Below are 14,761 nucleotides of genomic sequence, written 5' to 3'. Positions count from 1 at the left end.
GGCTGTCGGTGAGATACTGACAGCGGGCAAAGGCCTCAATCGCCTCCTGCTGGAACAGCGGCAGTTCGGGTTGGTCGTGCTGCGGCTCAGGGAGATCCCCCTCGTCGATATGTTCCAGCCCGTACAGCATGCCAGTCAGAATAGTGGCCGCCACCAGATACGGATTCGCATCGGCCCCGGCCAGCCGGTACTCAATGCGACGATTGCCGTCATCCGAGCAGGGAATACGCAAGGCGGCGGAGCGGGTGTTATAGCCCCAGGAGTTAAAGACGGGTTCCGTCAGGTTTTTACGCAGGCGACGAAACGCGTTGACCCCCGGCGCAAGAATGGCGACGGAGGCGGGCATCAGCGCCAGCTGGCCCGCGATGCACAAACGCATCATGCTGCTCAGCGCGTTCACCGGCGAGGCAAAAACGTTTTCGCCACGGCTATCGTTCAGGCTGAAATGGATGTGCAAACCGCTGCCGGACAGCTGGCTGAAAGGCTTAGCCATAAAGTTGGCCTGAAGACCGTGCTTTTCAGCGACATAGCGGGTCAGGCGGCGCAGGGCCAGCACGTTATCACAGACCTCAACGACGCGCTGGCTGTGCTTCAGGTTTAATTCGTACTGTCCGGACTCGGCTTCCGCTACGACCCCTGACAGCGGGATGCGCTGCAGGTGCGCCAGCTGTTCCAGCTCGTCAAACAGCGCCGCATGCGCCGACGAGGTATCCATATGAAAACAGCCCTGATTTTGCGGATCGCGTTCGCCCTGTCCCGTCAGGTAAAACTCAATTTCCGGGGCAATGACCGGGAAAAGGCCGTGCTGGTGGAAGCGGGCCACGACGTTCTGCAGTATCGCGCGCGGCTCAAGCGGGCAAGGGTTACCGTCGCTGTCTTTCATCGTCAGCAGGATCTGCGCGGTGTGCTCTGGATCCTGCGGACAGGGGCGCAAAGAGCCGGCGACCGGGACGCACAGCCGATCGGGTTCATCATAAAGCGGGGCGGCGATGTTTCCCTTCTGATCCATTGAGTAGACGGAAAGCGGAAAATAAAAGCCTTTTTCCAGACTCAGCATGCTCTCCACCGAGAGGCGCTTGCCGCGCATCGTGCCGTTGATATCGTTCAGGTAAACGTCAACATGTTTCGTTTGCGGGTAACGTTCCAGATAATCGGCCACTTCCACGGCAACGTTGTGCTGCAGGGCGTCAATTTTTTCATCCAGCCAGAGACCAGAATGGAGTGCGCCAGGGAGTGATAAGCCGGGAAAGTTAAAGTACGGACGGAGACTTTTGAGGAAAAACGCATTCATTATCGAGTTCATAGTCATTCTTCAATGAAGCCGTAGCGGCAATGAACTCAGCTTAAAAGAGCCGACGTAAAGGGGAGATAAAAAGCGTCAGGCCCGGCGTAAAGAAAGTATAAAGGCGGTTCCGCTATTTCTCTTTTTTCTGCATATCGAGCAGCTGCTCAGGCGTGACGGCCGGGTAACCTTGCGCGTCTTCCGGCACTTCGTGCATCGCCGGAATCGGCACCAGCGGGCCTAAAAAGCGCGGTTCGCGCTTAAAGATATACAGATCGGCCAGGGCACCAAAGCGGGCGCCGAACTCGCGGACGCGCACGCTCAGCATATCTTTTGGCGACGGCACCGCGTAACACTGCGCCTGAATACCCATATGCAGGGCAATAAACAGCGCACGCTCGCAGTGGAAGCGCTGGGTAATGATGATGAAGTCGTTGGTGTCGAAGACCTTGCGCGTGCGCACGATGGAGTCCAGGGTGCGGAACCCGGCGTAGTCGAGCACGATATCGGCTGGATCCACGCCCGCGGCAATCAGGTCCTTACGCATTGTCACCGGTTCGTTATAGCTTTGCAGGGCGTTATCGCCGCTCAGCAGCAGGTAGTTCACCTTGCCGCTGTTGTAGGCGTTCAGCGCGCCCTGAATGCGGTAACGGTAATACTGGTTAATGACGCCGGTGCGGTAGTACTTGGCGGTGCCGAGCACCACGCCAACCTGACGATAGGGCAGGTCCTGCAGGTCATCAAAGATGTAGGGGGCGGTTTTCCAGCTCATCCAGCGGTCGAGACCGAGCACGATCAACAGCAGTATGCCGACCAGGACAGACAGGCTGTAAAAAACGCGCTTTAACATGCAGATGGCTCGTACCGAAGGTGAAATTTAACTCAGGCTACTTTACCCGCCTGGTTAGCGCAAGAAACAGCGACTCAACTGAGGGGTTTTTCAGCAAACTGGCGGGCATTTCTGCCCGCCGGAAGGATTACGCCAGCAGTACGCGGTCAATCGTCGTACAGCCCAGCGCTTTAAGCGTTGCGGCAGTGGCATCCCACTGAATCAGCGGCGCATCGGCAATTTCAGCCAGAATCGCTCGCTGAATGTCAGGATAATCATAGCCGTTCAGGCTCAGCAGGTTGAGTGCGCCCTGCAGCGGCGGCAGCGTTGGGTTAAACGCGGCGTTTTCCGCATAGCTGCCGGTGAAGATTCGGCCATCGCGGCACTGCAGCGCCACGCCGCTCGGGGACTTGCTGTACGGCGTGTGGCTCTTGTTGGCGGCGGCAATCGCCGCCTGGCTCAGGTCATCGCCGGACAGGGCGAAACCGTGGTTCTGCTCGTCCATCAGCAGGGTTTTGATCTCCAGATCTTTCGGGCCAAACGCGTCAGGCAGGTAATCCGCCAGCGTGTGCGGCGCGCGGCCTGGCAGATTGATGCGCAGCTGCAGCCCGCTGTTCAGCTCGTTCATAAACTGACGGCAGTGGCCGCACGGAGTGTAGTTAACGGTAATGGCGCTCAGCGCTTTTTCACCGCGCAGCCACGCGTGACTGATGGCGCTCTGCTCGGCGTGCACGGTTTGCTGCATGGTTGCGCCCAGGAACTCCATGTTGCCGCCGAAGTACCAGGTGCCGCTGACGCCGCGCGCAATGGCCCCGACGTTGAAGTGGGAGAGATCGGCCCGCGCGCAGGCGGCAGCCAGAGGAAGCAGTGCGAAAGCCAGCGCGTCTTCGTCCAGTCCCGTTGCCTGTTTCAGCATCGTGACCTGCTCCGCGGTCAGCAGGGCGGGGAAGTGCGCATCTGCCAGAACGGGAGCAAGGGCTGACTGCAAATTCTCTGCAAGCTGGGCGAAAGCAGCTTGAAAACGTGGGTGCATGGCGTTTGCCTCATAAAGGTTAATGGATCGGTAGTTTACGGAGCCGTCAGGGCTTTATATGTGATCCACTTCTCATTATGTATGCAACTTATGAAATCAAAATGAAATTTGCGCGACGCATCGCAAATTTTAGCCCATCACCGCCAGAATCAGCGGGAAAATGAACGGGGCCAGCAGGGAGGTGATAATCCCGCAGATCACCAGCGCCAGGGAGCTAAACGCCCCTTCCTGATAATCCAGCTCCGCGCAGCGGGCAGTGCCCAGCGCGTGCGAGGCGGTGCCCATCGAGAGCCCCCGTGCCGCCTTAGTATGAATACGCATCGCGTTCAGCAGTGTGTGGCCAAACACCGCGCCGAGAATACCGACGAAAATGACGCACATCGCGCTGATGGCCGGAATGCCGCCGAGGCTGCCCCCAACCGCCATCGCGATAGGCGTGGTCACCGATTTAGGCAAAATAGAGGCGGCAATTTGCGGCGAGGCTCCCATCAACAGCGCCACCGACGTACCGGTGATCATCGCCACCAGGCTACCCACAAAACAGATGGAAATGATGGATTTCCAGCGGGCGCGGATCTGGTGCAACTGCTCGTATAAAGGAAAGGCGAGCGCCACAACGGCGGGCTGCAGCAGGTCGTTTAAGATTTTGCTGCCGGCAAAGTAGCGTTCGTAAGGAATGCCGGTAAGCAGCAGGAACGGGATAATCACCACCATCGCCACCAGCAGGGGGTTCAGCAAGGGCATTTTGAAACGCGCGGCAAGCTTACGTGCGGCGAAAAAGACTGCCAGGGTGAGCGGCAGGGACCACCAGATATTGTCCATCATTTTTTTGTTTTCTCCCCAATCACGTTACGTTCGCCATGCACCAGATGTGAACTCCAGCTCACCACCAGGAAAACCACCAGCGTACTGACCGCGCAGGAGACCACAATCGGGCCGAACTGGGCTTTGAGCAAATCAAAATACTGCATGACGCCCACGCCGATAGGCACGAAAAGCAGCGCCATATAGCGAATGAGGACGAAGCAGCCGGGGTTGACCCACTTTGCGGGCAGGATTTGCAGCGCCAGCAAAACGAAGAGGATCAGCATGCCGATAATGCTGCCAGGGATGGTGATGGGCAGCAGCGACGCGATGAAAATCCCGGCATACAGGCAGGCGTAAATCAGGACGAATGCGCGCAGATATTGCCAGATAATGTTCAATGATTTGCTCATGGTGATAGTCCTTGCTGAAACGCATTCATCATACAATTAAACCTAAAAATGTGCCACGGATCACATCATGAATTTTGAGCATACCAGACATTCCGGAATGGAACGTCCGGTATCACCTTAACGGTGCAGGCTACAGTTTAGAGGAAAGGGATTGCGCTGGCGAAAAGGCGTGCCAGAGAAGGCATCAGCGACAGGCTGTCAGTTTATCGAGAAAAGAAAACAGCACCAGGTTCATTTCGCGATAATCATGCGAGCGGAGTTTTTCCGCCGTTTCGACAAAACGGAATTCACCCGCGCGGCGTAGGTCACTCTGCGAATGCTCAATCAGCAACTCTACCACCTCCGGCGTCAGCTCCATATGGCACTGGAAACCGTATACCCGTTCGCTGTATTGCACGATCTGGCGGGGACAGCCCTCGCTGTACGCCAGAACCTTAGCCTGCGGCGTCAACCCAGGCATATCGTTATGCCAGTGACCGACGTTCAGCACGCTGCCAAAGTCCTCAAACAGCGGGTTCGCCTTACCTGCATCTGTGAGCCTGACGGGAAATTTGCCGATCTCTTTTTCCGGGCCATGACAAAACGCTGCGCCCAGCGCTTCACCGATAAGCTGCGAGCCCAGACAAACGCCTATCACCATTTTACCTGCCTCTATCGCACGGCTGATAAGTGCTTTTTCCGCCTGCGCATCAAACCAGGGGCATTCCTCACGCGTGGTGGCGGGGGACTGCGGGCCTCCCATGATGATAAGCAGGTCTATGTTCTCCAGTTCCTCAGGTAACGAATCGCCCTGATAAACTCTGGTGTAGCTCAGACTGCAGCCGCGACTTTTCCCCCAGATTTCATAGGCGCCTGGCGCCTCGAAATGTTCATGAATAATAAAATGGATGTGCATTGCGTCTCTCTCTGGTTACGTGTACAAGCAGCATCATAAGAGGAAGGGGGGAATGTGAAATGCCAACCGTTATCGATAAAACGCCAATTCACGACGATGCTATCGGATGGTCAAGAGGGGCAATTCGCTATACGCGCGGCGAAGTCGATCCGCCTCACCACCATTCGCAGGGACAACTTTTGTTTGCCATCAAAGGGGTCATGCTGGTCGAAACCGGCAGCAAACGCTGGGTCATACCGCCACAGCGCGCGCTGTGGATCCCTCCCTTTCAGGAGCATACCTACAGCGTGTTATCCACAACGGAGCTGCGCGCGGTCTGGTTTAGCCCGGGGCTGATAGCGCAATGCGAGCCTTTTAAGCGGAAAGACGAGGTTCACGTGATTATGGCAACAGCGTTGTTCAAAGAGCTGATTGCCGGGCTGTTCAGCGCGGAATACCGGCCAGCCAGTCAGCGCAGCATGGCCGTTTTGCTGCTCGATATCCTCAGTGAAGCTCAGCAAATCTCGGCCGAATTACCGATGCCCGTGGATGAGCGCTTACATCGCATTGCCTGTGACATCATTGCCAACAATCTCTGGGATCTTTCTCTGGAAAGGCTGGCGGAACGGGCCGCGATGTCTGAACGCACGTTTTCACGCGCGTTTATCAACGATACCGGCTTTAGCTTCCGGGCCTGGCGACAGCGTGCCAGGATTTGTGCCTCGCTGGATCTGCTCGCAAACGGATACCCGGTTAAGCAGGTGGCCTGGATGCTGGGCTTTTCCGGCCAGGCGGCATTTGCGGCGGCGTTTCGCGCCATTGTTGGGGCAACGCCGGGTGACTTTCTGCCTGAACAGAAGCGCTTCCCAGCGATATAGAGAGCGGCTACTATAGCGCGTCTTTTTTCACAGGTACTGCTATGCGTGTTTTACTGGCCCCAATGGAAGGCGTGCTCGACTCCCTCGTGCGCGAGCTTCTGACCGAGGTGAACGACTACGATCTCTGCGTGACGGAGTTCCTGCGCGTGGTCGATATGCTGTTGCCGGTAAAATCCTTCTTCCGGCTTTGCCCCGAGCTGGACAACCAGAGCCGGACCTCTTCCGGCACGCTGGTGCGTATTCAGCTCCTCGGCCAGTATCCGGAATGGCTGGCGGAAAACGCCGCCCGCGCGGTTGAGCTGGGCTCTTACGGGGTAGATCTCAACTGCGGCTGTCCATCTAAGCTGGTGAACGGCAGCGGCGGCGGAGCGACGTTGCTGAAAGATCCTGAACTGATTTACCGCGGCGCGAAAGCCATGCGCGAGGCGGTACCCGCGCATTTGCCGGTGACGGTTAAGGTTCGCCTGGGATGGGACAGCGATGCGCGGCAGTTTGAAATCGCCGATGCGGTACAGCAGGCCGGCGCCACCGAGCTGGTGGTGCATGGCCGTACCAAAGAAGATGGCTACAAAGCCGATCGCATTAACTGGCAGGCGATCGGTGAGATCCGCAAACGCCTCACCATTCCGGTGATCGCCAACGGCGAAATCTGGGACTACGAGAGCGCGCAGGCCTGTCTGCAGGCCACCGGCTGCGATGCGGTAATGATCGGCCGCGGCGCGCTGAACGTCCCTAACCTCAGCCGGGTGGTGAAATATAACGAACCGCGGATGCCGTGGGCAGACGTCGTCACGCTGCTGCAAAAATACAGCCGTCTGGAAAAGCAGGGCGACACCGGTTTGTATCACGTCGCGCGAATTAAGCAGTGGCTGAGTTATTTACGCAAAGAGTACGATGAAGCGCTGGGGTTATTTCAGGAGATTCGTACTTTACAGACGTCGGCTGATATTGCCCGGGTGATTCAGTCCAAATAATAAGCGTTAAATTGCTCACACTTTTTTAAAACAGAAAACAGTTCCGGTTTTCAACGTGGCGCGACGGTGTTAAGGTGCCACTGTTTTCAACGCAGGATTGTTACTGGTTAGCAGGCAAAACCTAAGCGTTTCACAGCATTTTCGCTGTGGAGCGCTTAGGTTTTTTTTTGCCTGTCGTTTACGCAGGAGAGTTATTTGGCTTAGCGCTTTTACTGATTTTTTAAAAAATGAATTCTCGACAGGAAATAGAAAAATTTCCTGCGGCCGGTTACGCACTCAATACTCAATCACAGGTTGTTATTATGGCATATAAAAATAAACTCTATGCGCTCGCCTTATTGGCGATATCCCCGCTGTCGATGGCGCAAGGCTGGAACGGAACGGTATTAGGGTTTGAAGCTCCGCCGGAGCCTGTTCTCGGCGAAATGCTCGGCATACGTAAAATCCTTAACGATAACGGTTTTACCTACAACCTCGGATACCTGAATGAAATTGGCTGGAACGGCGGTGGTGGATATAACCACGACTCCCACGTGGCCTATATTGACCAGTTCGCGCTGACCTTCAACCAGGATCTGGAGCGCTGGACCGGTATCCCGGACGCGCGTATCGAGGGGAACATCGTCAACCGCAACCACAATGACGATCTCACCACCAAACGCGTGCAGGACCCGCGCGTCAACTTCAACGATCTGACCCAGGAGAGCTGGGGCGGGCAGTCGATTACCCGTCTGGGCTGGCTGACCTTTGCCCGCAGCTTTGACGACCGGCGTCTGACCTGGCGCATCGGGATGATGAACAAGGTGCAAACCTTCGATCAAATTATCCCCTGTGATTTCCAGCTGCTGTCCCAGTGCGGCGGGAAGTCAGCCAACTCGCTGACCTGGAACAACTGGAACGTGCACACCTGGGGCACCACGCTTGCGTATAAACTCACGCCGACGCTAACCCTGAAGGGCGGCGTGATGGAGCAGAATCCGCAGGCCGCCAGCCGCAACCATGCGTGGAGCTGGTCGACGAAGGGCAGCAAAGGGATCTTACTGCCGGTTGAAATCGAAGCGCGTCCACTGATTAACGGCCTGCCGGGCGCTTACAACCTGGGCGTGGTGTTTACCAACGCGCCGCAATCCGATCTTTATCGCGGCAAATCGGGTGGGGCGGGGGCGACGGACCCGGACGGATTCGATACGCACAGCCGGACCTGGTTTATGTACGCCGGACTGAACCAGCAGCTAACGCAGCATCAGGGTGATCCGAATCGCGGGTTGAGTACCTCGTTCAGCATGAGCCTTGCGGATCAGAGCAGTAACTACATGCACCAGGTTTACGCCGCCTCGCTGCGCTACCGCGGGCTGTTTGATGCGCGACCGGAAGACTGGATTGGCTTTGGCTTAACCTGGATTGATATGAGCAGCCAGTACGCCCGCAACCAGCGTTACCTGAACAGCCTGAGCGGCGTAAGCGATTATGACAATCCGGCATATCACCCGGTGCCGGGCCATTCCCTGAACGGCGAGTTTTACTACCGTTTTCGTCCGGTGTCATGGCTTGAACTGCAGCCGGGCATGCAGTACTGGCACCATCCCGGCGGGGTCAGCCGCACCCAGGATGCCTGGGTCACCGAGCTGAAAACGGTGGTGACCTTCTGATATCACCGTAGCAAGTTCGATCCGCGTCACGTTTCTGACGCGTGACGCATTGAGGCTACGAATGAAACTGTTAGAGTGCCAGAACTGGATTGTTACTGCTTAGGCAGGCAAAACCTGATTTTCTGGCATCTGCCGGAGGTCAGGTTTTTTTGTTTCTGGGGTTCAGATGAAAATCGCCAAGATACTCAATAATAACGTGGTGGTTGTTCAGGATGAGCGCGGGCGCGAACAGGTGGTGATGGGCCGTGGGCTGGCCTTTCAGAAGCGCGTCGGTGAAGCGCTGGATACCGCGTTGGTTGAAAAGGTGTTTGCGTTACAAAGCGATGAACTGGTGCGTCGGCTTGGAGAACTGCTGAGTCAAATTCCGCTGGAGGTGATGACCACCTGCGACCGCATCATCGGGCTGGCGGCGCAGCGGCTGGGCAAGCTGCAGGAGAGCTTGTATATCACTCTCACCGATCACTGCTACTTTGCGATTGAGCGGCAGAAGAACGGGTTGGCCATCAAAAACGTGCTGCTGTGGGATATTAAACGGCTGTATCCGAAGGAGTTCGAGTTAGGGCAGGAGGCGCGGGCCATTATCGCCAGACGCCTGAACGTCGAACTGGAGGAGGATGAGGCCGGTTTTATCGCCCTGCATCTGGTCACCGCGCAGCTGAACAGCGAAATGCCGGAGGTGATGCACGTGACGCGGGTGATGCAGGAGATCCTGCAGCTGGTGAAGTATCAGCTGCAGCTTGAGTATGACGAAGAGTCGCTCAGCTATCAGCGTTTTGTCACCCACCTGAAGTTTTTTGCCCAGAGGATGCTCACCCGCACCGTGGTGGAAGATGACGATGTCTCGCTGCATACGGCAGTCAAAGACAACTACGCGAAGGCGTGGAAATGCGCCGAGAAAATCGCACAGCACCTGAACAAAAGCTATCAGCGTGAGCTGACAACCGAAGAAATTATGTTCCTCGCCATTCATATCGAGCGGGTGAGAAAAGAGGGGCGTTAAGCCTCAGAACAGGATTGTTACTGCACTACGCAGGCAAAACCTGAGCGCGGCCTTCGTCAGAAGGCCGTTCTCGGGTTTTTTTATTTTTTGTACTCAGTCAACAGGTGCCTGCGGGCATCGGGATGTAAGGAAATCGAGATGGAATACCAGGCTTTAGCGAAGGATATTCTCGGCCACGTTGGCGGAAAAGAGAACATCGTCAGTCTTGTGCACTGTGCAACCCGGCTTCGCTTCAAACTGAAAGACAATCAACGGGCGGATGCGGAAGGGCTCAAGAAAAATCCGGGCGTGATCATGGTGGTCGAAAGCGGCGGCCAGTTTCAGGTGGTGATTGGCAACCACGTGCATGACGTCTGGCAGGCGGTGCGCAATGAAGCAGGTCTTACCGATGACGCCCCTGTCGTGGAAGAGAAGGGTGAAAAGGGTAACCTGTTGGGCCGTCTGATTGATATCGTCTCCGGCATCTTTACCCCGTTTATCGGCATTCTGGCGGCGTCCGGTATTCTGAAAGGGCTGCTGGCGCTGGCCGTGGTGTGCGGCTGGCTCACGACCGGGAGCGGCACGTATAAAATCTGGTTTGCTGCCAGCGACGCGCTGTTCTTCTTCTTCCCGCTGGTGCTGGGCTATACCGCCGGGAAAAAGTTCGGCGGAAACCCATTCATTACCATGGTGATCGGCGGGGCGCTCACCCATCCAGTGATGATTGCGGCGTTCAACGCCAGCCAGCAGCCGGGCGCGGTGTCGGAAGCCTTTTTGGGCATTCCCGTCACCTGGTTCAACTACAGCTCGTCGGTGATCCCGATTATTCTCGCCGCGTGGGTGAGCTGCTGGCTGGAAAAGCAGAGCACCAGGCTGCTGCCTTCCTCGATGAAAAACTTCTTCGCGCCGCTGATCTGTCTTGCCGTGACCGTGCCGCTGACTTTCCTCGTTATCGGGCCGCTGGCGACCTGGCTGAGCCAGATGCTGGCGAACGGCTATCAGAGTATTTACGTTCTGGCACCGTGGCTGGCGGGCGCGGCGATGGGCGCGCTGTGGCAGGTCTGCGTCATTTTTGGCCTGCACTGGGGGCTGGTGCCGCTGATGATCAACAACCTGGCGGTGCTGGGGCATGACTCCATGCTGCCGATGCTCTTGCCTGCGGTGTTCGGCCAGGTGGGGGCGGCACTGGGTATTTTCCTGCGTACCCGCGATGCGCGTCAGAAAATGCTGGCCGGTTCATCCGTGACGGCAGGGTTTTTCGGTATCACCGAACCCGCAGTGTATGGCGTAAACCTGCCGCTGCGCCGTCCGTTTATTTTTGGCTGCGTGGCAGGCGCTATCGGCGGAGCGATTGTCGGCTTTAGTGACACCCACGTTTACTCTTTCGGCTTCGCCAATATCTTTACTGTCGCCCAGATGATCCCGCCGGGCGGCGTGGACGCCACGCTGTGGGGCGGCATTATCGGTACGGTGGTGGCGCTGGTGCTGAGCTGCGGCCTGACGCTGGTCGCCGGTATGCCAGGAAACACCGCGACAGAAGGGGTGGTCACCGCGGGCGAAAACGATGTGCTATCACCGATGACCGGTACCGTTCTTGCGCTCGACCAGGTGCCGGATACCACCTTTGCCAGCGGCCTGCTGGGCAGCGGCGCCGCGATTATTCCCTCCGATAACAAAGTGGTTGCCCCGTTTGCTGGCGTGGTGGCCTCGCTGTTCCAGACCAAACACGCCATCGGCCTGCTCAGTAACAGTGGAATCGAAGTGTTGATCCATGTGGGTATCGACACCGTGAAGCTCGACGGCAAGCCGTTTACCGCCCATGTGAAGGTCGGTGACACGGTGCAACCCGGCGATCTGCTGCTGGAGTTTGACCGACAGGCGATTATCGATGCCGGATACGATCTGGCGACCCCGATTATTATCAGTAACAGCGATGAGTATCGCGACGTGGTGACCGTGGCGGCAACGTCCGTCAATGCTGGTGCGCCGTTACTCAGCGTAAGCCATCAATAACAGGAGAACGTGATGAAAACTTTCCCGGACGATTTTTTATGGGGCGGCGCGGTTGCCGCGAATCAGGTAGAGGGCGCGTATCTGGAGGAGGGGAAAGGGCTGTCCACCTCTGACGTTCAGCCGCAGGGGGTCTTCGGCCCGGTGGTTGAGCGCGTGGCGGGCGACAGCGGCATCAAGGATGTTGCCATCGACTTCTATCATCGCTATCCGGAAGACATCAAACTGTTCGCGGAGATGGGTTTTAGCTGCCTGCGCGTCTCCATTGCCTGGACCCGCATTTTTCCGAACGGCGACGAGCAGCAGCCGAACGAGGCGGGGCTGGCGTTTTACGACCGGCTGTTTGACGAGCTGGCCGCGCACAACATTACCCCGCTGGTGACGCTGTCGCATTACGAAATGCCGTGGGGGCTGGTGAAGCAGTACGGCGGATGGGGCAGCCGCCAGACTATTGGGTTCTTCGAGCGCTACGCCCGTACCGTGTTTGCGCGCTACAAAGAAAAGGTCAAGCTCTGGCTGACCTTCAACGAGATCAATATGTCTCTGCACGCGCCGATGACCGGCGTGGGCCTGCCGGAAACCAGCAGCAAAGGCGAAGTGTATCAGGCGATCCATCATCAGCTGGTGGCCAGCGCGCTGGCGGTGAAGGCCTGCCATGAGATCGTTCCTGATGGCAGAATTGGCAATATGCTGCTGGGCGGTCTGATGTATCCGCTGACCTGCAAGCCGGAAGATGTTCTGGAAACACTGCAGGAAAACCGCGCCTGGCAATTCTTTGGTGACGTACAGTGTCGCGGTGCCTACCCGGGGTATATGCAGCGCTTCTTCCGCGACAACGGTATTCAGCTTGAGGTCACGGACGCCGACCGCGAGGCGCTGAAATCGACCGTCGATTTTATCTCCTTCAGCTACTACATGACGGGTTGCGTCACCGCGGACGACGCCCTCAACCAGCAGGCGCGCGGCAACATCCTGAGCATGGTGCCAAACCCGCATCTGGCCAGTTCCGAATGGGGCTGGCAGATTGACCCCATCGGCCTGCGTACCCTGCTAAACGTGCTCTGGGATCGCTATCAGAAGCCGCTGTTTATCGTGGAAAATGGTCTGGGAGCAAAGGATAAACCGGACGCGGACGGCACGGTGCAGGATGACTACCGCATCAGCTACCTTAACGACCATCTGGTGCAGGTGCGTGAAGCGATCGAAGACGGCGTTGAGGTGATGGGCTATACCAGCTGGGGGCCAATCGACCTGGTGAGCGCATCAAAAGCTGAACTCTCTAAGCGTTACGGCTTTATTTACGTCGATCGCGATGACAGTGGAAAAGGTACGCTGGCGCGCAGCCGCAAGAAAAGCTTCTACTGGTATAAAGAGGTCATTGCGACGAAAGGCGCTTCGCTGAAAGTTTAATAACGCGATCAACCTGACAGGGGACGTTCACGCTGTCGGGTTGATTATTTTTTATTTGTATAATTAAATTTAAATAATAATTTCGGTGAATACTTTTCCGTATATTTAAATCTATGACAATTTACGCTTTGCCACGCATTACTAAAAAAACAAACAGAATCAAGCGTAATTTGCGCCTTTATTTTTTGAGTATATGGCGTAATGAAACGTTCTTTTATTTTATCTCTGAGTGTTCCCTTTGCATTTATTCTGGCTGCCTGCGCGCCTGAACATGCCACGGTATCTCCCATTAAAACGCAAACCACCGCGGCGTCGGTAAATACGGTTCTGGCTCATCAGGACTGGCCGAAAAATGAGTGGTGGAAAGCATATAACGATCCTGAACTTAATTCGCTGATTGCGAAAGCATTAAGCGATGCGCCGGATATGCAGATTGCCCGTCAGCGCATTACGCTCGCTGAAGCCCAGGCCAAAGCGGCTATGGCTGCCGACGGTCCGCAGATCGATTTTTCAGCGGATGCTGAACGCCAGAAAATGTCCGCCGAAGGGCTGATGGGGCCCTTTGCCATTACCGACCCGGCGGCAGGGACAACCGGGCCGTGGTACACCAACGGCACCTTTGGCCTGACTGCTGGCTGGGATCTCGATCTCTGGGGAAAAAATCGCGCGCAGGTCGAAGCCCGGATAGGCAAAGTGAATGCGCAAAAAGCGGAGCTGGAGCAGACCCGTCAGCTGCTGGCCAGCAGCGTGGCGCGGCTTTACTGGGAATGGCAAACGCAGGCCGCCGTGGGGGAGGTCCTCGCGCAGATCAAACATGAGCAGGACAATATTATCGGCGCCGACCGCGAGCTGTATCAACACGGCATCACCTCCTCCGTGGAGGGCGTCGAAACGGACATCAACGCCAGCAAAACCGAAGAGCAGCTGGCCGGGGTCAACGGGAAGATGAAAGCCATAGAGGCGCGCCTGGTCGCGCTGACCAACGCCCCCTCCGTGAAGCTGACGCGGCACGCCTTGCCGACGGTGGAAGCCTCGTTACCGTCGACGCTCGGCTATGAACTGCTGGCACGCCGCCCGGATCTTCAGGAGGCGCACTGGTATATCGACGCCTCCATGAGCGAGGTGGAGGCCGCCAGAGCAGCGTTCTATCCTGACGTGAACCTGATGGCGTTCTTACAGCAGGATGCCCTCCACCTGAGCGATCTGTTCCGTTCATCCGCGCAGCAGATGGGCGTGACCGCCGGGTTGACGCTGCCAATTTTTGACAGCGGCAGGCTGAACGCCAGCCTGGATATCGCCCAGGCGCAGAACAATCTCTCGGTTGCCAACTACAACAAAGCGGTAGTGGAGGCCGTCAATCAGGTGGCACGCACGGCCAGCGAAGTCGAAACGCTAATGGCGAAGAACAGCCATCAGCAGCAGGTTGAAAAAGATGCGGCACGGGTCGTGGCGCTGGCTCAGGCGCGTTTCAGCGCGGGGATTATTGCGGGCTCCCGGGTCAGTGAAGCCAGAATACCGGCCCTCAAAGAGCACCTCGAAGGCGTGCTGCTGAAGGGGCAATATGTCGACGCTACCCTGCAGCTGACCTCGGCGCTGGGCGGCGGCTATCATCATGGCTAAAAAAGG

General features: G+C 56.9%; 13 protein-coding genes. 7 read left to right on the top strand and 6 right to left on the bottom strand.

Going from position 1 to position 14,761, the window contains the following annotated elements:
* The 6 genes from BFG58_RS22870 to BFG58_RS22845 form a co-directional block, all read right to left on the bottom strand.
* Positions 1 to 1,291: glutamine synthetase family protein (locus tag BFG58_RS22870; RefSeq protein WP_069720650.1), on the bottom strand; the 1,291-nt coding region annotated here is incomplete at its 3' end.
* Between the two features lie 124 nt (positions 1,292 to 1,415).
* The gene (sanA, locus tag BFG58_RS22865; protein WP_008500918.1) at positions 1,416 to 2,132 is read right to left on the bottom strand and encodes an outer membrane permeability protein SanA; all 717 of its coding nucleotides are present in this window, start codon (positions 2,130 to 2,132) and stop codon (positions 1,416 to 1,418) included.
* 127 nt (positions 2,133 to 2,259) lie between these two features.
* Positions 2,260 to 3,144 carry a cytidine deaminase gene (gene cdd / locus BFG58_RS22860; RefSeq protein ID WP_046091540.1) on the bottom strand — a complete coding sequence of 295 codons (885 nt, stop codon included), beginning with the start codon at positions 3,142 to 3,144 and terminating at the stop codon, positions 2,260 to 2,262.
* Between the two features lie 129 nt (positions 3,145 to 3,273).
* Positions 3,274 to 3,969 carry a CidB/LrgB family autolysis modulator gene (locus tag BFG58_RS22855; protein ID WP_069720647.1) on the bottom strand — a complete coding sequence of 232 codons (696 nt, stop codon included), beginning with the start codon at positions 3,967 to 3,969 and terminating at the stop codon, positions 3,274 to 3,276.
* Positions 3,966 to 4,361: a CidA/LrgA family protein gene (locus BFG58_RS22850; RefSeq protein ID WP_014884558.1), complete on the bottom strand. Its 396-nt coding sequence runs from the start codon at positions 4,359 to 4,361 to the stop codon at positions 3,966 to 3,968. The genes BFG58_RS22855 and BFG58_RS22850 overlap by 4 nt, the downstream gene beginning before the upstream one ends.
* A gap of 184 nt (positions 4,362 to 4,545) precedes the next feature.
* Positions 4,546 to 5,256 (bottom strand): type 1 glutamine amidotransferase, encoded by a 711-nt coding sequence (locus BFG58_RS22845; protein WP_069720646.1) that lies wholly within the window; start codon positions 5,254 to 5,256, stop codon positions 4,546 to 4,548.
* Positions 5,257 to 5,315: 59 nt separating this feature from the next.
* Here BFG58_RS22845 and BFG58_RS22840 point away from each other — a divergent pair, with 59 nt between their 5' ends.
* The 7 genes from BFG58_RS22840 to mdtQ all read left to right on the top strand — a co-directional run bounded on the left by BFG58_RS22840 (position 5,316) and on the right by mdtQ (position 14,755).
* Positions 5,316 to 6,113 carry a helix-turn-helix domain-containing protein gene (locus tag BFG58_RS22840; protein WP_069720645.1) on the top strand — a complete coding sequence of 266 codons (798 nt, stop codon included), beginning with the start codon at positions 5,316 to 5,318 and terminating at the stop codon, positions 6,111 to 6,113.
* A gap of 41 nt (positions 6,114 to 6,154) precedes the next feature.
* Positions 6,155 to 7,087, top strand: a complete 933-nt coding sequence (gene dusC, locus BFG58_RS22835; RefSeq protein ID WP_069720644.1) for a tRNA dihydrouridine(16) synthase DusC — start codon at positions 6,155 to 6,157, stop codon at positions 7,085 to 7,087.
* A gap of 359 nt (positions 7,088 to 7,446) precedes the next feature.
* Positions 7,447 to 8,736 carry a carbohydrate porin gene (locus BFG58_RS22830; RefSeq protein WP_254665217.1) on the top strand — a complete coding sequence of 430 codons (1,290 nt, stop codon included), beginning with the start codon at positions 7,447 to 7,449 and terminating at the stop codon, positions 8,734 to 8,736.
* 166 nt (positions 8,737 to 8,902) lie between these two features.
* Positions 8,903 to 9,736 carry a BglG family transcription antiterminator LicT gene (gene licT / locus BFG58_RS22825; protein WP_023616723.1) on the top strand — a complete coding sequence of 278 codons (834 nt, stop codon included), beginning with the start codon at positions 8,903 to 8,905 and terminating at the stop codon, positions 9,734 to 9,736.
* A 138-nt stretch (positions 9,737 to 9,874) separates the two neighbouring features.
* Entirely contained in the window at positions 9,875 to 11,728 is a 1,854-nt protein-coding gene (bglF, locus tag BFG58_RS22820) for a PTS beta-glucoside transporter subunit IIABC (RefSeq protein ID WP_069720642.1), read from the top strand.
* A 12-nt stretch (positions 11,729 to 11,740) separates the two neighbouring features.
* Positions 11,741 to 13,135, top strand: coding sequence for a glycoside hydrolase family 1 protein (locus BFG58_RS22815; protein WP_045908670.1), 1,395 nt, complete (start codon positions 11,741 to 11,743; stop codon positions 13,133 to 13,135).
* Between the two features lie 201 nt (positions 13,136 to 13,336).
* A complete protein-coding gene (gene mdtQ, locus BFG58_RS22810) occupies positions 13,337 to 14,755 on the top strand; it encodes a multidrug resistance outer membrane protein MdtQ (RefSeq protein ID WP_069720641.1) in 1,419 nt (472 codons plus the stop codon).
* The last annotated feature ends 6 nt before the right edge of the window (positions 14,756 to 14,761 follow it).

It is taken from the genome of Enterobacter sp. ku-bf2 (genome assembly GCF_001742765.1).
Classification (GTDB): Bacteria; Pseudomonadota; Gammaproteobacteria; order Enterobacterales; family Enterobacteriaceae; genus Enterobacter; species Enterobacter quasiroggenkampii.
This window is presented reverse-complemented; position numbering and strand designations above follow the sequence as displayed.

Excerpts from the sequence above, each read along its gene's own strand:
- sanA (WP_008500918.1), bottom strand. The coding sequence starts at position 2,132 with ATGTTAAAGCGCGTTTTTTACAGCCTGTCTGTCCTGGTCGGCATACTG.
- cdd (WP_046091540.1), bottom strand. The coding sequence starts at position 3,144 with ATGCACCCACGTTTTCAAGCTGCTTTCGCCCAGCTTGCAGAGAATTTG.
- BFG58_RS22855 (WP_069720647.1), bottom strand. The coding sequence starts at position 3,969 with ATGATGGACAATATCTGGTGGTCCCTGCCGCTCACCCTGGCAGTCTTT.
- BFG58_RS22850 (WP_014884558.1), bottom strand. The coding sequence starts at position 4,361 with ATGAGCAAATCATTGAACATTATCTGGCAATATCTGCGCGCATTCGTC.
- BFG58_RS22845 (WP_069720646.1), bottom strand. The coding sequence starts at position 5,256 with ATGCACATCCATTTTATTATTCATGAACATTTCGAGGCGCCAGGCGCC.
- BFG58_RS22840 (WP_069720645.1), top strand. The coding sequence starts at position 5,316 with ATGCCAACCGTTATCGATAAAACGCCAATTCACGACGATGCTATCGGA.
- dusC (WP_069720644.1), top strand. The coding sequence starts at position 6,155 with ATGCGTGTTTTACTGGCCCCAATGGAAGGCGTGCTCGACTCCCTCGTG.
- BFG58_RS22830 (WP_254665217.1), top strand. The coding sequence starts at position 7,447 with ATGGCGCAAGGCTGGAACGGAACGGTATTAGGGTTTGAAGCTCCGCCG.
- licT (WP_023616723.1), top strand. The coding sequence starts at position 8,903 with ATGAAAATCGCCAAGATACTCAATAATAACGTGGTGGTTGTTCAGGAT.
- bglF (WP_069720642.1), top strand. The coding sequence starts at position 9,875 with ATGGAATACCAGGCTTTAGCGAAGGATATTCTCGGCCACGTTGGCGGA.
- BFG58_RS22815 (WP_045908670.1), top strand. The coding sequence starts at position 11,741 with ATGAAAACTTTCCCGGACGATTTTTTATGGGGCGGCGCGGTTGCCGCG.
- mdtQ (WP_069720641.1), top strand. The coding sequence starts at position 13,337 with ATGAAACGTTCTTTTATTTTATCTCTGAGTGTTCCCTTTGCATTTATT.